This is a genomic window from Flavobacterium pasteuri, assembly GCF_048286615.1.
Taxonomy (GTDB): Bacteria; Bacteroidota; Bacteroidia; order Flavobacteriales; family Flavobacteriaceae; genus Flavobacterium.
In genome coordinates, this window is the sequence record NZ_JBLVPN010000005.1 from 94,675 (window position 1) to 115,041 (window position 20,367).

Genomic DNA, 20,367 nt, shown 5'->3' on the forward strand with positions numbered 1-20,367 from the left:
TAATTACAATATAAAGATGATGGGTAAAAAATACTTTTTTATTAATTTGTTATTTTTAGTGTTATTCTCTCAATTAGGCTTTTCGCAAAGTAAAAGTGCAGTAGGGGTAGCCACCGGAAACTGGATAAGTCTTATGAAAGGCGATAAGTTTGATCCAAATGATGATCAACAGTCCGTAGCTGATACAGATTTTGTTGGTAATACTGCTCATGCGATGGTTGAAACTCAAAAAGAGACCATCAACTTTACTGATGGATTAACTGATGATGTTTACTATTTTAGAGTTAGAATGGGCCAAAGTATAGCCTCAACTTCTTTTTATTTAGGAATTGATGTTTCAGGTGATTTGATTGCAGATCTTTTTATTGAAGCAAATATGAAAAGCCAAACTCCATACGTTTCTTTTCATAAAAGAGATGTTTCAAAAACGGGTCTTTCTCCCTCTCAAACTGCTTGGTTAAACGGAACAAAAAATAATGAATTCTTCTTGGATGCCAGAAATGCCCATATATTGACTTATACTGCAGGAACTGATATTGATGGAGGTAATAGTGGAACAGATAGTTGGATAGAATTTGGTTTTACAGAAGAAAGCTTAAAAAAATATGTTTTAAATAATTTTGGGGTTGTAATTACTGGTAATTCTGTAATAGCCTTGTACGGTTTTACTTCAACAAGTCAGACGTCTAATGGTGATATTGCGGGAGTAAATGATAAATTATCTGGAGTTTTGGATAAAAGCTGGGAAGAATTAGGTGTTATCGTTAATGGTACATTGGATAACATTGCATCTGGAGAAATATTGGTTCCAGCAGTAAATACACTATCTACTACAGATACTACTCCTACTATTACTGGTTCATGGGGAGGTGAAATGCTAGGGGATGACCATTTAATAATAACTATAAATGGAATTACTTATTCCGAAGAAATTTATATAAATAATACAAACTGGAGTGTTACAATTTTATACCCGGAAATGTTATCTGGCACATATGAAGTAGTAGCTACAACTACTAGAACCTCCAACAATAATGTAAGAACGGATACTACAAGTAACGAATTAATAATTGTAGGCTCTACAGAATTAACAACTGTAACATCTGCAAATGATGGTGGCTTAGAAAGTAATGGAGATTTAGCGAGTCTTATTGCCAAACGAAATTTTAACAGAATAAAATCAAATAGCTTTGCTAACGAAAAAGAGGTGCAAAAAAAGTTTATTCCCACTTCTTTTTTTTTAAAAAAAACAAGCTCAGGTATTGATTTTTCTGCTTTAATTCCAAATACAGGAATACTAGGTGTCGAAACTAGTTTTGTATCTAGTCCTACAGACTTAATTGAAATCACTAATGCTAAAGAAGTGTATTCAGTAGATTATTATCAAGGTAATAATCGCGTAGCGGCTGTTTTAGCTACTTCAACAACTGGAGCTGTCTACAGTCACTCTAAAGCAATTTGTGATCGCTTGAATAATTCATCTCTAGAAAATATTGTAACAATCAATTTAAATGGTTATGAAGTTATTTTGGTTGAAATAAAAAGAGCCAACGGACTAACTGAATATGCTGTGAATTTTTCTATTCAACAATTGACAACGGCAAATGTACTTCATAGCTATTGGAATATAGAACAGTATCCTGCGGGAGACTATCTTAATTTTCAAGTTTGGGGATCTTCAACAGCTCAGGTTTGTCATATAGCGAAAACAATTATTTCCAAAATTCAACAACAAAAAGCTTTAACTGCCGAAGTAGTTAGTAATAGGATTCCAACTGTTTTTGTAAAAAAAGGTTTTTATAAAAATGGTAAATTAAATATGGCAATAATTAATAAATCAAGAGCCTTTAATTTAACTTTTATTGGAAATAAAAAAACAACGGAATTAGCAGCAACAGCAATAGTTTCTCAGAATTTAATTTTGACTGGGGCATACGAACAAAATATAGTTTTAGATTTAGGAGGATTATTTGATATTGGGTTATCAATAATAGGCGATAAATCAAAACAATTAGATGGATTGTATTTAGCAGATGGTCCTTGGGGATTGGATTATTTGAAAACAGAGACAAAAATTTCATCATTTTTGATTGATAATACTCTAAATACAAATATCACAAATGATCAGTATGCCATAGAAAGAAATACAACTGTTACTGGAGATGTATACGGGACTTTAAATGTATTTAGAAATATTCTTCCAGGTGATTTGCTATTTGATGCCAGTTTATATTCAATGGTAGGTTTTACAATACAAAACTCACTACCTGTAGAAGTTGTTTTAATAACAGAAAATACGACAGACTGGAATGATAGATTGCGTTTTCAGCTTCCTGCAAATGCAACAGCAGTAGAGATGAATGTCCTTTTCAATAACTTTGCCAATCAAAAAGGCCAAAAATACACTAACGAAAAAATTAAAGGTCTTGTTTTCTCGGTTCAAGGAAATTATAGTGCTTTTCGACCATTTGAAATTAGTGTATCTCAATTAGCTTTTAAAAATACAAGTTCTTTGAGTACGGTTGGTTTTTCAAATAAATTTAGTAAGAGTATGTATAGTTACCCTAATCCATGCCAGTTTTCGACTACGCTTGTTTTGCCTCAAATAACTGAAAGTGCCAGGGTAGAAGTAGCGGATCTAACCGGAAGAATTCTGATTGCAAAAAGCTATAAAACTGTGTCATCTAATAATGAAATCCAAGTAGCATTAGATAATTTGAGCAAAGGAGCTTATCTGTTTATTGTTACAACAAAAGAAAATGAAAAATTACAAACCAAATTTATCATAGAATAGTAAAATGAATAGTGTTTAGAAGACTGCCAACCACGGGCAGTCTTTTTTTTTGTATAAACATATTTTTATTTGGGTTGTTGTATTTGTAATCTAAGTATTATAATTATTTAAATAAAGTGTATTTTATCGATTTTTTATGCATTTTAAGCGATAATTTTATAAATTCGTATTGAACTAAAGCCGTGAAAAATGAAAGAAAAATTACACAATACGCAACCATTGCTAGAGAGAAATAATTTTGAAGATCGTTCAGGTTATTATTTGATTTCTTTAAATTGGTCATTGATAAATGAAGAATATATTACTTTTGTTCGAAAAGAAGTTTTTGGTTATTGTTATAATTTGGATTGGGCCGGACCTATAAGTAAGTTTGATGCAGAAAAAAAAGTGATAAAAGATAAAATAGTAATGGTCTCTCAATCAAGAATAAGGTCTTTTGTCGTTAAGGTAATTATAGATGAAATAGAATGTTTTGTATTGCCTAATATCGAAGAGGTTAGGAAAATAGTTGGTTTTGATGATATTAATTTACAACTTGTAGTTTAAGTTATTTTTTGAAACAAATATAATTTAAATGTCAGGATAATAAGACTATCTGTTTTACTTGCTAAACAGATTGTATTAAAAAAAAGAGGATGTTATGGAGATAAGAGTGGTTGGAAGAAATTTCGGCAACTTTATGTTATAAATAATTTGCGGGATCACCACCAGAAATACTAACCATAATGGTAATTCTAAGTTCTCGGATTTATATCTAAATCTTCTTTTAGCTGTCTTATATCCAATATTATTGGCTTCTTATAGATTAAGATTAGCATTGCTACAATTAAAGTCATGTAAATCATGACTTCCATTACATTTTTACTCAGCAATACAAGATGACTGACATTATGTTCTTGGTTGATAAATCTAAAAAAAAACCTCAAGATCCCATCTCTTTCTGTAATAATTAGCAACTTCTTTAGGACTTAGCTCAAAATCATTGGTAATAAACCAAAAATATTTTTCAGATTGCTCTTTATTTTTTACTACCACAAGCCTAAACCGATTTTCAACTTTTTCTTCCTGATAATTCTTATTTCCCCTTTTATTTATTATCGGGACACCTTTATGTAGATTAATAATACTGTCATTTATTAGTAAATTATCTCAAATATCTAAATCCTGATTTTCTTTAATAAGGGATTCTATCTCTACATGCTTGCGATTTTCCCTAGCCCTGATTACAAATTTGAAATCCTTTTGGGAAAACTCTTTCATAGTCCGGGCTGATTAAACTCCTCTGTCAATTATATAAATACTACGATGTTCAGTATCTTTTTTTTACTTGCTTTAAAACAGCTTCAGAAACCGCATTCTTCTGGTATACATAGCTCTGTGTATTAAATATTTCTAAACCTATAGGAAGATTACCGTCAAAGGAAACCCTAAATTTTATAAGCTTCTTGACATTATTCTGATCAATTCCTTCTTTGAGCTTTCCGGAGAGGTCTGGATCAATAGTACTGTCTACGCGAATTAAATTATACTTATCTCTTTCCGGCTGATTGTAACTTTCAGAGAAACGATCATACAAGCATTCGAGAATTTCCTTGAAATAGTTGGAGTCAATTTTTGACAATCTCTCAGAAATAGACCTCCTTCTGATAGTTTCGGATTCGTGTAAATTGAAAATAGCCTTAAAACCTGAGTAGTTAAAGGTTTTTTTCATTACTTTTTGGTCTTTGAAATGCGTTATAAATTTATGATTATCAGTAGTTAACACGGTAAAAGTTTTATAAAAAAGAAAAAGCTTGTTAAATAACTGATCAACTTAAATGTTTGTGGTTTCTTAGAAAACAAAAAAAGTCGGAAGATTTTTCTTCCGACCACTCTTATCATAGAGATACCCCCTCTTTTTTGGTTTAAATTGGTTTGGTAATGGGTGTTATTTTAATTCAAAAATTGGTTTGTCAACCAAGTTCCATTTTAATCGTAATCCAACTTCATTAAAAGTAAAACCAGCAGCTGTAGTCGATGCAATATTACTTCGAGTTCCATAAATATTTGCTAATAAACGGTCAGAAAATTTATAACCAAATTTTGCCTGAACTCTGTAGGTCCATTGTTTAGAGTTGTCCTCTATAAATTGAAATCCAGTTGCTATATTAGCATTGTAAAACCACGATTTAGCTTCAACAATTTTCTCGTCTTTTAGTATTTCTAAAAATAATTCGACAGCATTAAATTTCTTTGGGCTGAAATAATCAGTAGGAACTCTGTTTTTATAAGATATATATTGGTAGTTTAGTCCGCCTTTGATTACAGGATTCGCCTTGAAATTATAATAGAAGGAAGTAAACAATAAGTTTCTTTTATTGTTATCTGTTTGTGAGGAGTAAAAATATTGTGTAAACCATCCAAAATTAAAATTGGTGCCTAAATTATAATTAAAGTAATAATTGTTGACAGCAATTTCTTTGCTAATTAAATCGGAATTAAAATTTTGAATTTCTCTTTTATATCCTACCTCTAAGTCTTGAAGTTTTACTGGTTTAAGTTTAAAATAGGTACTAATTAATGCTTGAGTATAACTTGTGCTATTAGAGTTTGCAGAAGAAGCGCCTAAATCTAGTGTGTAACTTATTTTAGGATGGAATTTATACTCTATTCCTGCTAAGAAGTCAGTCGTTTTTGCATTTACATTTGTAACTGTATTTTCTGTTTTTCTATATTGATACATTGTGTTTATAGTCCATTTTGTAGATATTGGAACACTAATTAAAGTACGAGTTGCAATAGCTGTATTGTTTCCATTATCAAATGTATAACTTAGTTTTTCTTCTAGATAAGGAGTGAATTCTTCTTTTAATTTTTTTATGAAATTAATAGCATCTCCTTGATTGTTGAATATTTCTAAAGTAGTGTTGGCTGCTCTATACGCTTTTGATATTTCGCCTGATGCATAATAGGCATTTGCAATTCCTAGATTACCATCAAATGATTTAGAATCATTTCCTAAAATAGTAGAATAGTATTGAATACTGTCTTTAAAATCACTGCGATAAATGGCTAAAGTTGCGGATAGTGCCAATAACCAATTTTCATTAGCGTATTTGGTATTTAATTCGGTTATTTTAAGTTCAGCAAATTTGTATTTTTTATTCCAAATTAAAGCCTGAACATAACGTTCTTGTGTTTGTTTAATTAAATTTTCATCACTATTGTAATTGACTTTTTTAATTGCTTCTTCAGATAGTGCTAATGCTTTTTTGTCTTTTCCATCTATATGCTCAATTAAAGATAACCCGTTTAAAGCTATAATTGGATCATTTTGGGCAATTAAATCATAGGTTTCTTTGCCCTTTGTTATGTTTTTGGTAATCAAATACAAGTTGGCTTTATTTAATAGTGTTTCCTTGTCATTAGGGAAATCAATTAAAATCTCATTATAGAAAGTCTCCGCTTCAGTATAGCTTTTTTCATTTACCTTTTGATTCGCATATCCTAATTTTATGTATTTTCTTGAAATTAAAGGACCTGGATTACCGGGAGATATTTCTAAAGCTTTATTGACTTGAAAAAGAGCCTCTTTAAATTCTTTTAAATTAGATAAGGTATTTGCATAGCCAAGATGACCAACAAAATTATCAGGGTTTATCTCTACAAGTCCGCTGTAAAATACTTTAGCTTCATCAAATTTTTTGTTCCAAAGTAACGATTCTGCATAATTTAGTTCAATTTCTAAATCGCCTGGGTATTCTTTTTTTAGATCTATAAAAAGATTTAATGCTTTTTCGGCTTGTTGATTAAGGCCGATTGCTCTGGCATAACACAAACGTGCTGTTTTGTTTTTGGGATAGTCTTTTAAAATATTTTCGAAGAATACCTCAGCTTTGTCAAATTCACCTTTTTCTAAATTACCGAATCCTTTGCTCATATCTTGAGCATTTCCAACATTGCTTAAAATAATGAATAGAAAAAAGATAGTTTGTTTTAATAATTTCATCCGATTAAATTCTTGATTTATATCCATGCAAGTTAAGTATAAAGCTGTGATATTTCACCTACAGTAAATGATTATTCGTCGAAGAATTATAAAGCTTCATACTAATACTGCTGATATTTGTATCACTATTAACAAATATAATTCAAAACTTATGTGAGTTCAAATCACATCTTTCGGAGGAGTTTATGAAATTAGCGACTTATTAAACACCCAGAATGGAGAGTCTTTAAAAATCATTTTGAATCGCTGATGAACATTCTAAAGGCATGGTTCTTTCTTTGAATAAAGTAGTAGACATTGATAGTAGTTCAGTGAATGTTATTTTGTATTCGCATGGAAGAGCAGTGAAAAGCGATACGTTATTTTATATTATTGGAAAGAAAAACAATAAAGTAAGAATGCTATTTAAGGTCTTGAATTATTACGATACTTTGCTTTAATTTTTTTTGTATTTTGTTTGAAACTTAATCAATATGAAAATAGGATCTTATACTATTCCTTCAATACCAACAAAATTAAGCTCTGAGCAGTTATTTATGATAACTATACTTTTTGTAAACGGTGGTAATTATTTGTATAATTTATTATTAGGGCGCATATTGGGACCGGCTGAGTTTTCAGATGCCGCAATATTAATTACATTATTATTAATACTTTCCTTCGTAGGGATGACTTTTCAAATTGTTACAGCAAAATATGCTGTATTATTAGAAGAAAATTATCTGCTAACTTTTATTAAGCTTATTACTAAATACGCTGCTTTTTTAGGAGTGTTATTTGGCATTGGTATTGTCTTTTTTTATCAAGATTTGCAAGCTATTTTTCATACAAAAACAGCTTGGATGTTTTTCATTTTTGGATTTGGAATTCCATTGTATTTTTTGATGAGTGTTAATAGAGGTTTATATCAAGGCCAAAATGTATTAAATAAATTAGCCACTACCTATCAAACTGAAATGGCCAGTCGTCTAGTTTTAACTATAGGAGCAATTTTTTTGTTGCCTAATATACAAAGTTCTATAATTGTCGCTTCAGGAATAGTTATGTCGTTTGTTTTTGGTATTTTTCCTTTCCAAAAATTAATTTTTAAAGGTTTTAAGTCAGTAGAGACTCCTGAGATAGATACCCGTTCAATTACTACTTTTTTTGCATTGACTGCTTTTTATGAACTTACGCAAATCATAATTAACAATAGTGACATCATATTAGTAAAACATTTTTTTGACAATCAACAGGCTGGATTATATGCTTCATTAGCTCTAATTGGTCGTGTTGTTTATTTTGTTGCTTGGATGTTTGTAATGTTATTGTTACCCAAAGTAATCCAAATGAAAAAAGAAAATCAAGATACACTACCCATTTTACTAAAATACGTAGGGTACATTGTTTTACTTTCTACTTCAATTGTATTGTTTACGGCATTATTTCCTGAGTTTGTTGTAAATGTTATGTTTGGGAAAGCGTATGTTTCTATTTCATTTTTGTTGTGGAAATATGCATTAGCCACCTCACTTTTTGCAGTTGCAAATATTTTTGCATACTATTATTTATCACTCAATCAATATCTTCCCGTTGTTGTTTCAGCTTTCTTAGGCTCAGCTCAAATAGGTTTAATTATTGTTTATCATAATTCACTGGAACAAGTCGTTCACATGCAAATAATTGCAATGGTTATTTTATTGTTTTTTCAATTGTGTTATTTCTTTTATAAAAATAAAAAGTAAATGTGTAGCATGAAATTCTTATTATCTTTAAATCGCCAAACCAAATCTGTAAAAATATGAAAATAGCTGTAATCACTGCTTTTCCACCTAGTAAGGTAACCTTGAATGAGTATGGATACCATTTAGTTAAAAATTTTGTACAAAAAAATGAAGTTACTCAAGTTGTTATACTGGCTGATAAAACAGTTGAAACAAAAGAATTAGATTTTGAAAATAGTAATAAAATAAAAGTCAATGAATGCTGGTTTTTTAATAGTTACTCTAATATTGTTTCAATTTCTAAAGCAATAAGTAAGGAAAAACCAGATGCAGTACTTATAAATCTTCAATTTATGAAATTTGGAGATAAAAAAATACCTGCAGCTTTGGGTCTAATGATTCCTATGGTTTTACGCTTGAAAGGGATTCCTACAGTTTCTTTATTGCATAATATTTTGGAACAAGTAGATTTAGAAAGTGCCGGTTTTACCGATAATAAAATAGCACAAAAAATCTATAATTTTATTGGGACTACACTAACTCGTTTTATTTTAAAGTCAGATGTAGTGGCGGTTACCATTAATAAATATGTAGCTATTTTAGAAAAAAAATATAAGGTAAAGAATGTAAAAGTGATTCCTCATGGTACTTTCGATAGTATTGACGAACCATCTTTTGAATTGGCACCTGGCCCAAAACAAATTATGGCATTTGGTAAATTTGGGACCTACAAAAAAGTGGAGATACTTATTGAAGCAGCCATTTTAATAAGAAAACGTAGTACTGAAAAAATTGAAGTGGTCATTGCAGGGACTGATAGCCCTAATACTCCAGGATATCTTGCAGGGGTTCAAGAAAAATATAAAGAAGTAGAGGGAATCCGTTTTACGGGTTATGTAGAGGAAAAAGATGTTCCCGTTATTTTTGGAAACTGCACTGTAGTTGCATTTCCTTATACTTCTACAACGGGAAGTTCAGGAGTATTGCATCAAGCAGGAAGTTATGGTAAAGCTGTAGTTATGCCTGACTTAGGTGATTTAGCTTTGTTAGTCGAGGAAGAAGGGTATAAAGGAGAATTTTTTAATCCAGAAAGTGCTGAATCTTTAGCGCAAGCGATAGAAAAAATCATCAATAATGACGATAATAGAAAAGCAATCGCCATGCAAAATTTCAAAGCTGCTAGTGCCTTGTCAATGGATAAAATTACGGATATGTATATGGATACCTTTCAAGGAATTATCCAATCAAAAAAATAATATTAATTAGAAATATATTTAAATGCGGGTTTAATTTTGCCTTTGTCATCAATAAACCCGAATTTTTTTTGTCTCATTTTTTGCCAAGGCCATTTGCCGGCAACTTGGTCAGGAACCTGAGGGAAATCATATAAGGTCCAGGACATAAACGAATAATTATTCTTTTTGAAATAGGTTTGCATTTTTTTGTGGTAAGCAGCCTGTTTGGTTACACTTCCTTCCCAAAAATTCCACATGCCTCCGTACGATGGTACTCCAAATTCAGAGATAACTATAGGCTTGTTGGTGCTTTTCATCAAGGTATTGGTTTCGTATTCTAAATGGGTATTGTCATTGTAAAAGTGGTAGGATATAAAATCCATCTGTTTGGCAAGTTGGGTAGCTTCTACAGAGTTAGACCAGCCAATGGTAATCAAGTGATTGGGGTCACTCTCTTTGATTACAGTTGCTATATGTTCTAGCCAACTCAAAACATTTTCTTTGCCTCTGTTTTCAAAATCTAAATTGGGTTCATTCTTTAAATCCCACGCTATAATCGCTTTATGATCTTTAAAGGTGTTTACTATTTGCTCCGCATGTCGGTGCGTTAGCGTCCAGCTGTCTAAGGAATAATCACTGTAAAAATCAAATAAGGTTACAATGACTTCTAGTTTTTTAGATTGAGCTAGGTCGAGTAGGATCTTTAATTTTTCAAGTTTCTCAGGCAGTACTTTGGCTTTGCCAAAATCATTGTATTGAATAAAAATCCGTACCGAATTTAAATTGGCCTTTTTAATAATGTCAAAATCTCTAGCAATAGTGTCTTTGTTAAACAAATCGCCAAAGGTGTCCCAAGCTGAATTTTTAGGGTAATAATTAATACCTTTTATGGTAAAAGGGGTGCCGTTTTTTAAAATCACATTGTTTTTTATGGTATACAATGGTTTGGCAGGCACTGTATCTTTCGCAAAAGCTGTTGCCTCCATTTTTTGAAAATGACGCACGCGCCAGTAGCCATCTTCTAGCAGCATCATTACTTTGTAGGTGGTCGTGTCTTGAATAGTAGTAACCAATTGTTTGTTTTGATATACTTTTTGATATTCAATCACATTTTTATCGGTAAAAACAACTAATTGCCCATCTTCACTATAAAATTCTAATTCAGGAAAATGTTTAAGTGTTGTGTTTTCGATAGCGATATTTTGTGATTTGTTGTGTTTAATAGTTTGGTATAAATTTTGGCGTGTGTTAAGCGTGTAATAATCATCAATGCCTTTATAATCATTGTTTTGTAAAGCTGTGTTTTTTACAAACCAAGAAAATAAATAATCTCGTTCTAGTTTTCCCAGCGTGTTTTTTTCCATTTTACGCGCGGGATTCTCTAATTTAGTCCAATTAACTTTGGGAAGATAAATATCCTCACTTTCAATAGCTGGCCGTAGCATATTACTCCTGTCTGCGCCGGTATTTAAAAAATCCAAAATTTTTGCCATCCCAGAAACGGTAAAAATACTGATCAATATAAAGCAGGTAAAAAAAGCTGCTTTGTACAGATTACGATTGTTAATTAGCTTCATAATTTTTTGTTTCAGTTTTTTTAGTGATCCCTAAGGTAGTGATTTCAAATTGGTAGGTTGGCTTTTTATAAAAAGCAGCTAGTAAATTGAAGTTGGCATATCCTTTATTGGTTTCAACAATTTTTGTTTCCAGTAGTTTCCCGTTATGAAATATTTTTAGTTCTGCTTTGATTCCGTCCGGTACAATTTGTTTCATAAAACTGTTCAAAGGACCCACCGTTATTTTTCTATTTTTTTCAGAAAATTGATAGGTAAAATTACTTAGTAGTGGTTTATAAGTTATTTGTATAAGGTTGCTCTCTGCCATTCCTGTGATATAGGCTTTTAAGTTATAGGTTTCAGCATGATCGGGGTGAAGGAGCTGTGCAATGGCAACTCCGTTGATTGTAGCTGCAAAGGTTTTAAGTAACATATTGTTTTTGGTTATAACCTGAAAAATTACAAGTGTACCATCACCCACTAAATTTCCAAATCGATCTTTGATTTTTGAAGTTTCCAGTTTAGTAATTTGATTTCCATCAGCAAATTCGTGGTTTCTCGAAAATCCTATTGTGAAATCAGTAGCAATAGATGGATTAAGTTCAGTTTCAAACTCTTTTGAACTGGTATTTTCGCATTGCGTAGAGACTAACATTTTTCCTGATTTGGTTCTAGAATAAATGTTTTTCCAAGCAATGAACGAGGCTGTCTTTTGTGTACTAACGGTAATGTTTTCTAAAAATTGGTCTTTTATAAAAACGGTGGTGTTATCTGCTTTTGGATTGTCATAACTATCCGTAGGAATAGCAACCATCATGGTGTAATGCTCCTTTCCAGTAAGAATGGTGTTTGGTCCTAGATAGTTTTCAAGTACGGTTGGAGTAGCATTGTTGGGCAATACTTCAAAATCCCCGGTGTTGGTAACTTTTTCATTTTGAATTAGATACCAAGAAACTTGCCCAGTCTTTAAGCTGTAAATAGGAGGGATTTTAAAAGTTAATTTCCCTTCTTGATTCTTTCCTTTCAAAATGGTTTTTCCGTAGGAATGAATAATAAATAATCGAGCATTTGCAAGTGGTGAGTTACTTGTGAATTGTAACGCTATTGGTTTTCCTGCAGTAAATTTTTTTTGAGTTGTAACTAATAAAATATTAGCTTCAAGATTATTTGTTTTGGTGGTTGCAAAGACAAACAATAAAAAGCAAATAAAGGAAGCTATAATTAGGCGGAGTCTCTTTATCATTTTGGATTACCAATATAATTATTCAATTCAATTTTAATGAAGCTAAATCCTTTTCCTTTTACTTTTTGGAGTAGTTCTTTTTCTACCTTTTTATTGCGGTTTGGAACAATGGTGCGGGCTTGTGACTCATTGGGCAAACCATTGACAAAACAATTTTTTAAAGAAGAAATGATAATGCGGCAATTGGATAAATCAAGTAATTTGTAATCAAAATACTGTTTGCGTTGCACTCGCACTCCCTCTCTTACAAAATGATGATCTACATACAGAAGTTCTTTATCATCAGTATAATAAGATATTAAGAGTTCAGGGACCGTAACTTCTTGAATGCCATAATTGAACAAAGTGCCTTTTAGATGGTTGTTTTCAAGAATCAAATCATATAGAGCTACTTGATTGTAAAAGTCGGTGATTGCAACGTTTCCAGCTGATTGTATGTCAAAATTAGTGGGAGTTTCACTTATATCTTTTGGAGTGTATTCATTGGGATTAAAGGTAGTTGGTTGTTTTACTTCTTTTTTTAACCATGAAATTTCTTCAAAATTCACTTTAAAACTAGTTGTTTCTTTGGGTAATATCTTATGTTTTATGACATCTTTGGCATTAAATGTAGCCAAGACGCGGTCATGTTTATTGTATAGGGTGGACTTTAAAACAACGTCAGCAGGGCTATTGTCGAGGTTTTGTATTTCGCCAATAATCATGAATTCTTTGTTGTATTGAATGAGTTTAGCCGAAAGGATTTCGAGTTCTGGTTGTTTCAAAATATCTTCGTGATAGGTGGTTTGGGTTGATATTTTTCGGCGCCCTTGTTTGAAATACTCGGTTAAATTACTAGATACAAATTGGTCAGGAGGAGTGTCTAAAGGCACGCCTTGCGGCAAAATATACCATTTTCCTGCTCTTTTAATCACCTCGTGATAGTAGTCCTTTTTGATTATTTCTAGTGGAGTAATCCATTTAGTTTTGGCTACTAGTGTACTCCTATTTGCAGAACTTTTGATGATGCTTATAGTTATAGCATCGAGTTTAGCATACGAATTTAAAATCCCATCAGCAACAGAGTTCTCAAGCATGAACTGCGAAATAGATAATTTGCTATTAGGGTCAATAAAGGAATGTGCTTTTTCGTAATATTTAAAGTCTATGGCATCATAATAAGCCTTAACAACGTTTTTTGGACTTACTTGCGTTGCGTTGTGCATATAAAAATCATAGATACTATAGCTGATTAAGCCTAGCAGCACTAATATCCATAGATGTAATATTGCAATAATCTTGAATGGAAACTTAACATAGGGCACTTCAAATTTGAAAAAATCGGGTTTGATTTCATTTTTTAATTTTAACGCTTGAAAAAATACACTTTGCACATTGATCACAAAGGCAATAATGATTGTTAATATGGGTATAATACCCCACATGAGTTTGAGGTAGGTAGGGACTTCGTCTTTTAGGAGCACTTTGGGAAGTGGCGCGACATTTAATTTTTCCCAGACCATGATACCATTCTCTAGTTGAGAAAGTCTGTGCCAACCGCAAAAATAAAGTATCGGGTCATAAAATTTATCATTCGAAAAAACATATTTCAAGTTGTATTTTTCAGGAACGGTCAAGAATTGTTGCAGGGAACCTATGCCTTCCATTCCTCTAAACTTCGAATTCTCTAGTCGTTCAATGGCACGTGAGGTTAATTCAGGTAGCCGGCGTGCAGAATGGTAGTTTCCATCTACTGTTTTTGCATTAGTTTGTGACGACAACGTTGCCATTTGATCGCCAAAGCCAAGTGGCAAATAGCGCCATTGATCATGCTGATCTTGATTTAAAAAGTTTACTAATGGCAGCGTATTGATTTTTTGAGGTTGAAAAGGCCTAAAATAACCTAAGGTAATCGTGAAACCAGCAAAAAACAGAAAAGAACCTGCAAAAGCAGCACCTAGAATACGATGATACACATTGCCAAAACGATTTTGGATGGCTATTTTTAAATCACCTTCAATCAAGCGATACACAAATTCACCAAACATGGGCAAGCTCATTATAGAGGCCCAGAGCGTAAAACGGTCCAATGTTAAAATGTTAAAAGCATTATCACCCAAAACCTTTAGCGGAATAGGCGTGGTTCCCCCAGTTCCCAAAACAATTAAAAGTGAAATGGATAATCCAAAACAAATGTATCTTTTGCTGTAATACCGATATAAAATGTAGGGCAAAATAAAAAAAAGGATACCCCAAGGGATTACAAAAAACATTAGCCCAGAGGAGGTCACTTCAAGAAAATTATCACGACTTCCGTGTGGAATGGGAACCTGTGTAATGGGATTTGCCTTAGAGTTGACCCAATAAGGAAAAATACAAAACACAATTAAAAAGAGCGATCCCGCTCCAAAAACAATAATTCGTTTGAGTAATTGAAATAAGGTTTGCAAGAATAGTTTGAATCTCACTTCTTTGTAGGAAGATACTTTTTCTCTTGAAACATCCATTATGACAGTACCGATTAATGGGAAAATAAAAAACACCATCCCAAAAATTGGCGTAACATGATGAGAGCAAATAGTTAAAGCGAGTAATGAAAAAGATTTTGCAAGATTTTTGATATGTCCATTTTTTATCCAAAGATAAATTTCGGGCATGCAATGCATTAAAACAGAAACCCCAATTATGCTGGGTAGTTGACCAAAAATATGTAACGTCTCCACAAATGAAGATGAAAATACAGCAACTATCGCCGCATAACCAGCCACTGTTCGATTACCGGTAATCATTAAAGTATAGCGGTAAACCCCAGTAATAAATAGAATAATTCCTATTATAGCAACTGTAAACAAGCCAAATTTCAATCCGCCCAGTAAGGATAATAACCCAATGGCTTGATGAACTAAGGGTGGGTAGCCCATCACGGTAAAACCAGTATACCAGCTATAATTCCAAGGTTCAAACCAACTCGTTGCATAATGATTAGCAAAAAACATATGGATTAATGCATCGTAAGTGCTTTCCAGTGTAAAAAATATTGCACTAGCGTGAAAAACGACTCCAATTAATAGAGCTACTATTAAGTATTTATTTGATTTTTCCTTTGACAATTGTTTAAAAATGATTTTTTTGTAAATGTATTAATAAAACTGTTAATTTAATGGTCAAGTGTATTCTACAATAAGATTTTATTGTGTTATTAAATCATAAATGATATATTTACTACAGCCAAATCCCAAAAGTTACAATTATGAAAATATTAATTATCGACGATCAAGAGTTAGTGATCCTTTCTCTAGAAAAAAGCCTACTCGATTTAGGGTACGAAGTGCTTTCTGCAAAAACAATTTCTGATGGAATAGAGAAATATGATCTCTATCAACCCGATTTGGTTATTGCGGATATTAATATGCCTTTTTCTAATGAAACAGCAGTGTTTGGTACAAACACTGAAATTGAAGAAGATTACAATGGACTTGAAATTGCAAAGCATATAAAAATTATAAGAGAGCACACTACTCCGGTAATGATTTTATCTGGGAATACAAACGAAGATATCATCGTGAAGGGATTTGATCTAGGTGTTGATGATTACATGAAAAAACCATTAAGTTTGAGTGAAATAGGTGCTCGTGTGAAACGTTTAATTGGTAAAGGAATAAAACCAGCGAAGGAAACTAAGAAAAACCAAATTATTCAAACCAATTGTATTGGTGTAGTAATACCCTGCTATAATGAAGAATTACGATTGTTGGGTGATGATTTTAAAACGTTCATTAATTCCAATTTAGGATATCATTTGTGTTTTGTAAATGATGGTAGTAAAGATAAAACACTTGAGGTTTTGGAAAAATTAAGAGTAGGTCATGAAGATCATATTAGTATTTATAATTGCGAGAAAAATGGAGGTAAGGCAGAGGCAGTTCGTTTAGGGATGTTACATTTAGCAAAGCAAGATCAGTTTGATTATATAGGTTTTTTAGATGCTGATTTGTCTACTGATTTTGAAGATTTTCATGATTTAGTAAACACCATTTCTACTTCAAAATATAAATTAGTAAGCGGCTCAAGGATGGCTCGTATGGGTGCTGATATCACTAAAGAATCGGCTCGTGCGGTCATCAGCAAAATTATTAATTTGATTATCCGAAAGACAATTGGAATGGAGTTTAATGATACACAATGTGGCGCTAAAATCATGAGCAAAGATTTGATTGAAAAGACTTTTCAAACAAAGTTTTTAACGAAATGGTTGTTTGATGTTGAGATTTTTATGCGCATGAAAAAGGTGTATGGAGATGAAGAAACTAAAAAAATTGTTTGTGAGCAACCTCTAAAAAGATGGATTCATGCTGATGGTTCTAAGTTATCCTTCAAAGACTCCTTGAAAATCGTTTTTCAAATAGGTCAGATTGCTATACATTACAGATAAGCACTGCTATTTTCCTTTGTTGAAATTTATTAGTCTACAATTAGTTTTAATTCACCTACACTTAAATGGGAATTAAACTATATTTCTATTTAGGATAAAAACTTGTGTTTAGCTTTGTATCTGTAAAAGCATGAATGGATACAAAAATGAAAATATTAATTATTGATAATCAGGAATTAGTTTTACTAACTTTAGAAAAATACCTAATCTATCTTGGGTATTTAGTTAGAACAGCTGATAATTTGTCTGAGGGTATAATGGTGTATGATACTTATCAACCCGATTTAGTTATTACTAATATTGACATGCCAGTTATCCCTAACTCGAGTTTTGAATTTAAAAGCTTGGATTATATAAAAAAGAAATCAGGTTTAGAGATTATCAAACATATTCGAGTTTTAAAGAAGGAAACAACTCCAGTTATGGTCTTGTCTGGTAATAGGCAATTAGATGTCATTTCACAAGCTTTGTCATTAGGTGCCGATGATTATGTAATTAAGCCGGTATGTCTCGATATAATAAGTATGCGCATAGAAAACTTAATTGGAAAGACCTCTACCGATAAAAAAAATATTAAAAAAGGGCGCTACATTCATGAATCTTGTGTAGGATTAGTAATCCCTTGTTATTATAGTTTAGAAACCATGCTGAGCGATGAATTTTTAAAATTTGTAAACAGCAATCTTAACTATCATTTATGTTTTGTTAACTATAGTAATGAAGAAATGGCTGTTAAGATTATAAATAAATTTTGCAAAGGAAAAAGGATTAGCGTTCTGAATTTTGATCACGTTGTTAATAAAACGGAAGCCATAAGATTAGGTATGTTACACTTAGAGCAAGAGCATCAGTTTGAGTTTATAGGTTTTTTTAACGAAGATCTTTCTGTTAATTTTGATACCTTCAAAAAATTGGTCAACATAATATCTGCATCTAATTATAAAAATGTTGTGGGTTTAGAAGTTGGTTCATCAAATTCTACTTTTTTTGGGTTTCTAATAAAGCACTTTGTAAATAAAAAAATAAACGGTTTATACAAGAAATTTTCAGAAAAGCACAGTAAGAAAAATAATAATTTTATAGAAGTTTTTGACAATGAAATAGTTAAAGAGATTTTTTAAAATAAATTTTTGTTGGAAAATAAATTTGAAGAGGAAATATCAGAGAGAACAAAATGTTTTTTTGGAGAGGATAAGTGGAATGATATGGTGTGTGTAAAATTGCTTAAGCTCGCTTAAATTAACAACTAAAGTTATGAATTGCAATTAACATATTGCAATCTCAGTTCATTATAATTAAACCATTTTTAAAATTACCAAACTACGAGATTATGCAATTTGTATTATCTCTTGATATGAATTTTATTTGGTTTTCAGAAGTTTGACAAAGAAATTGCAGAGTGAAATTCAAGAGTTATAAAATTAGGCATTACTTTTGTTGTGAAGTTCAGAATAAAATTATAAACACGAATTGAAATAAATTCAGCCCAACCTATGAAAGAACAATTTAAGAAGTTTTTAAACGAGGAACAAGATCCAAAAGCTATTGAAAAAATCGCTTCAAAATTGAGTGATTTATTGATGAAAAATGAAGAAATAGGGTATATTGCTGTTCAAAAAAAGCCAGCGATTACCGTTTTGCCGGATAGTATTGTATTGACCAATAAAAGAATCATTATTTGTCAGCCTAAAAATCTCGGACTTTCAATGAATTTTATTGACTACACTTGGGATGAGATAGAAGGAACATTTGTAAAAGAAAATATTCTGGGTTCAGAGTTTTCTTTTACTACCAGAACAAATATGGAAGTTTCCATTGATTATATCCCTAAAATACAGGCTCGAAAGATTTTTACATATGCCAAAGAGCAATTGGATATACTGAAAGTTGGTTCTGTATTAAACGCAACCATGATGGATGAAGTTCCGGTTGCTCCAATCGATGAGGTTGAGATTATAGAAGAAATGGAAACCGAAGAGGTGACTAGTTTTGCTGAAATAATGCCAGTTTCACAACCCAACTTCATTGCTGAAAATCAAGTATTTGAAGACGTTCCAGCAAGTCCAAAAGACAAATCATTAAGTGATTTATCACAAGACGAACTTTTTGAAAAACTGCAGAATTATAAAAAATTATTAGATAACGGATTGATTTTACAAGGCGAATATGATACTTTCAAAAAAGAAATTTTGAGTTATATGTAATTAGTCTTAAAGTCGAAAGTCCTAAAGTCAAAAGATAGTTGTACCTTTTGACTTTAGGACTTTTGATTTTATAATAGATAGACTAAAGCGTTCTTTTCTGCTTTTCTACAAAATTATTAGATTGTAATTCTAATAAATCAGTAGCGTTTTTTCGCTGCAAATCATACAGTTTTTTATCGTCAGCTATATCTCCGTAGACTTTGTCGTGCATCGTGGCGCTAGTTTTTACAAGCAGAGTGCGTTGGTATTTGTCTTGTTCTATTGTGGCTTTCAAAGCTGTTTCCAGATCTTCCAGTTTATAATCGTATTCGCCTTTTGGAGATAAAAGTTTAGCAATAATAGGAGAAGTTTCAATGGCTAAAAATAAGAGCATGATAAAAAACGAAGGCAGCCAAGGTAATTTATCCAAGGCATTGATTCGAGCCATTAAACCATCAAATCCATCAATAATAGGTTGGGTCTCGGTAACTTTTTTGTCTAAATCGGTTTGCAGCGTTTTGGTGTTTTTCTCCATTGCTGCAATTTTAGCCAAGTTGGTTTTTTGTAAGGTGTCCAATTCTTTTTTGGCTAAATCATGTTTGGCAATTTTTTCTTTAAAAACAGGTCCTTTACCTAATTTTTTGGTTCCTGCAGTTCCTTCGGCCTCTGTGATGTAGGTTTCGTAAAGTGTATTGACTTCTTTTTCTTTCTTAGTAATTTCCGATTTCAAACCTGCTATTTCTGCTTTGTTTTTGTCTAAATCTGATTTGAAATAATTAGCCACTTCTTTTTTGTTATTCAAAGCCATGGCATTTTTTTCTTTCAATAAGACGGTATTAATTTCTTTCTCGAAGATTTTAATTTCTAATGGTTTCGAAATAACAATGGCAATAATTACCGCCAAAATAATTCGGGGAGTTGCCTGTAGAAATTCACTTCCAAACTGGTCTCTTTTTCGAATAGTGGAAACAATAAAACGGTCCAAATTAAAAATAAGTAAACTCCAAACGATACCAAATGCGATTGCGGGATAAATACTGTCAAAGACGGTAAACAGTGCGTATGAACTGGCTAGGAAAGCCATTACTGCGGTGAAGAAAACAGTGGCGCCAATACCGACGTACTTGGTTTGCTCGCCTTCGGAACAGCCTTCAAGAAGGTCTTTGTCAGCTCCGGAACAAAGAATAAAAAATTGTTTTAACATGATTTATGATTTTTTGAGTGATGATTACAAATTTAACGCCAAAAAATGAA

The 20,367-nt window shown here is 31.9% G+C and carries 15 protein-coding genes; 8 read left to right on the plus strand and 7 right to left on the minus strand.

The genetic code is table 11. From position 1 onward, the window contains the following. The first annotated feature begins 16 nt into the window (after positions 1–16). Positions 17–2,794 (plus strand): T9SS type A sorting domain-containing protein, encoded by a 2,778-nt coding sequence (locus ACNQF6_RS09045; protein WP_417965173.1) that lies wholly within the window; start codon positions 17–19, stop codon positions 2,792–2,794. 189 nt (positions 2,795–2,983) lie between these two features. Further along, positions 2,984–3,340, plus strand: a complete 357-nt coding sequence (locus ACNQF6_RS09050; protein ID WP_417965175.1) for a hypothetical protein — start codon at positions 2,984–2,986, stop codon at positions 3,338–3,340. Positions 3,341–3,703: 363 nt separating this feature from the next. Here ACNQF6_RS09050 and ACNQF6_RS09055 read toward each other — a convergent pair whose 3' ends face one another. From ACNQF6_RS09055 to ACNQF6_RS09065, 3 genes are all read right to left on the minus strand, one after another. Beyond that, positions 3,704–3,931 (minus strand): transposase, encoded by a 228-nt coding sequence (locus tag ACNQF6_RS09055; RefSeq protein ID WP_417965492.1) that lies wholly within the window; start codon positions 3,929–3,931, stop codon positions 3,704–3,706. Positions 3,932–4,103: 172 nt separating this feature from the next. Next, positions 4,104–4,505, minus strand: coding sequence for a hypothetical protein (locus tag ACNQF6_RS09060; protein WP_417965177.1), 402 nt, complete (start codon positions 4,503–4,505; stop codon positions 4,104–4,106). Between the two features lie 216 nt (positions 4,506–4,721). After that, positions 4,722–6,782 (minus strand): tetratricopeptide repeat protein, encoded by a 2,061-nt coding sequence (locus tag ACNQF6_RS09065; protein ID WP_417965179.1) that lies wholly within the window; start codon positions 6,780–6,782, stop codon positions 4,722–4,724. 266 nt (positions 6,783–7,048) lie between these two features. On the opposite strand from ACNQF6_RS09065, the gene ACNQF6_RS09070 reads away from it, so the two are divergent. Genes ACNQF6_RS09070 through ACNQF6_RS09080 form a run of 3 tightly spaced genes read left to right on the plus strand, consistent with a single transcriptional unit; the run spans position 7,049 to position 9,741 of the window. Continuing rightward, positions 7,049–7,222, plus strand: coding sequence for a hypothetical protein (locus ACNQF6_RS09070; protein WP_417965181.1), 174 nt, complete (start codon positions 7,049–7,051; stop codon positions 7,220–7,222). Between the two features lie 33 nt (positions 7,223–7,255). Then, positions 7,256–8,506 (plus strand): MATE family efflux transporter, encoded by a 1,251-nt coding sequence (locus ACNQF6_RS09075; RefSeq protein WP_417965183.1) that lies wholly within the window; start codon positions 7,256–7,258, stop codon positions 8,504–8,506. Between the two features lie 56 nt (positions 8,507–8,562). Further along, positions 8,563–9,741, plus strand: coding sequence for a glycosyltransferase (locus tag ACNQF6_RS09080; RefSeq protein ID WP_417965185.1), 1,179 nt, complete (start codon positions 8,563–8,565; stop codon positions 9,739–9,741). A gap of 2 nt (positions 9,742–9,743) precedes the next feature. On the opposite strand, the gene ACNQF6_RS09085 is transcribed toward ACNQF6_RS09080, so the two are convergent. From ACNQF6_RS09085 to ACNQF6_RS09095, 3 genes are read right to left on the minus strand one after another with little or no spacing between them, the layout of a single operon-like run. Continuing rightward, positions 9,744–11,297 (minus strand): glycoside hydrolase family 2 TIM barrel-domain containing protein, encoded by a 1,554-nt coding sequence (locus ACNQF6_RS09085; RefSeq protein WP_417965187.1) that lies wholly within the window; start codon positions 11,295–11,297, stop codon positions 9,744–9,746. Beyond that, positions 11,284–12,519, minus strand: coding sequence for a hypothetical protein (locus ACNQF6_RS09090; RefSeq protein ID WP_417965189.1), 1,236 nt, complete (start codon positions 12,517–12,519; stop codon positions 11,284–11,286). Before ACNQF6_RS09090 ends, ACNQF6_RS09085 begins: the two co-directional genes overlap by 14 nt. Beyond that, the gene (locus tag ACNQF6_RS09095; RefSeq protein WP_417965191.1) at positions 12,516–15,608 is read right to left on the minus strand and encodes a hypothetical protein; all 3,093 of its coding nucleotides are present in this window, start codon (positions 15,606–15,608) and stop codon (positions 12,516–12,518) included. The genes ACNQF6_RS09090 and ACNQF6_RS09095 overlap by 4 nt, the downstream gene beginning before the upstream one ends. A gap of 140 nt (positions 15,609–15,748) precedes the next feature. On the opposite strand from ACNQF6_RS09095, the gene ACNQF6_RS09100 reads away from it, so the two are divergent. From ACNQF6_RS09100 to ACNQF6_RS09110, 3 genes are all read left to right on the plus strand, one after another. After that, positions 15,749–16,930 carry a glycosyltransferase gene (locus ACNQF6_RS09100; RefSeq protein WP_417965193.1) on the plus strand — a complete coding sequence of 394 codons (1,182 nt, stop codon included), beginning with the start codon at positions 15,749–15,751 and terminating at the stop codon, positions 16,928–16,930. A 146-nt stretch (positions 16,931–17,076) separates the two neighbouring features. Next, positions 17,077–18,051 (plus strand): response regulator, encoded by a 975-nt coding sequence (locus ACNQF6_RS09105; protein WP_417965195.1) that lies wholly within the window; start codon positions 17,077–17,079, stop codon positions 18,049–18,051. Positions 18,052–18,423: 372 nt separating this feature from the next. Continuing rightward, positions 18,424–19,134, plus strand: coding sequence for a PH domain-containing protein (locus tag ACNQF6_RS09110; protein WP_417965197.1), 711 nt, complete (start codon positions 18,424–18,426; stop codon positions 19,132–19,134). Between the two features lie 82 nt (positions 19,135–19,216). On the opposite strand, the gene ACNQF6_RS09115 is transcribed toward ACNQF6_RS09110, so the two are convergent. After that, positions 19,217–20,317 (minus strand): DUF4407 domain-containing protein, encoded by a 1,101-nt coding sequence (locus ACNQF6_RS09115; RefSeq protein ID WP_417965199.1) that lies wholly within the window; start codon positions 20,315–20,317, stop codon positions 19,217–19,219. Positions 20,318–20,367 lie beyond the last annotated feature (50 nt).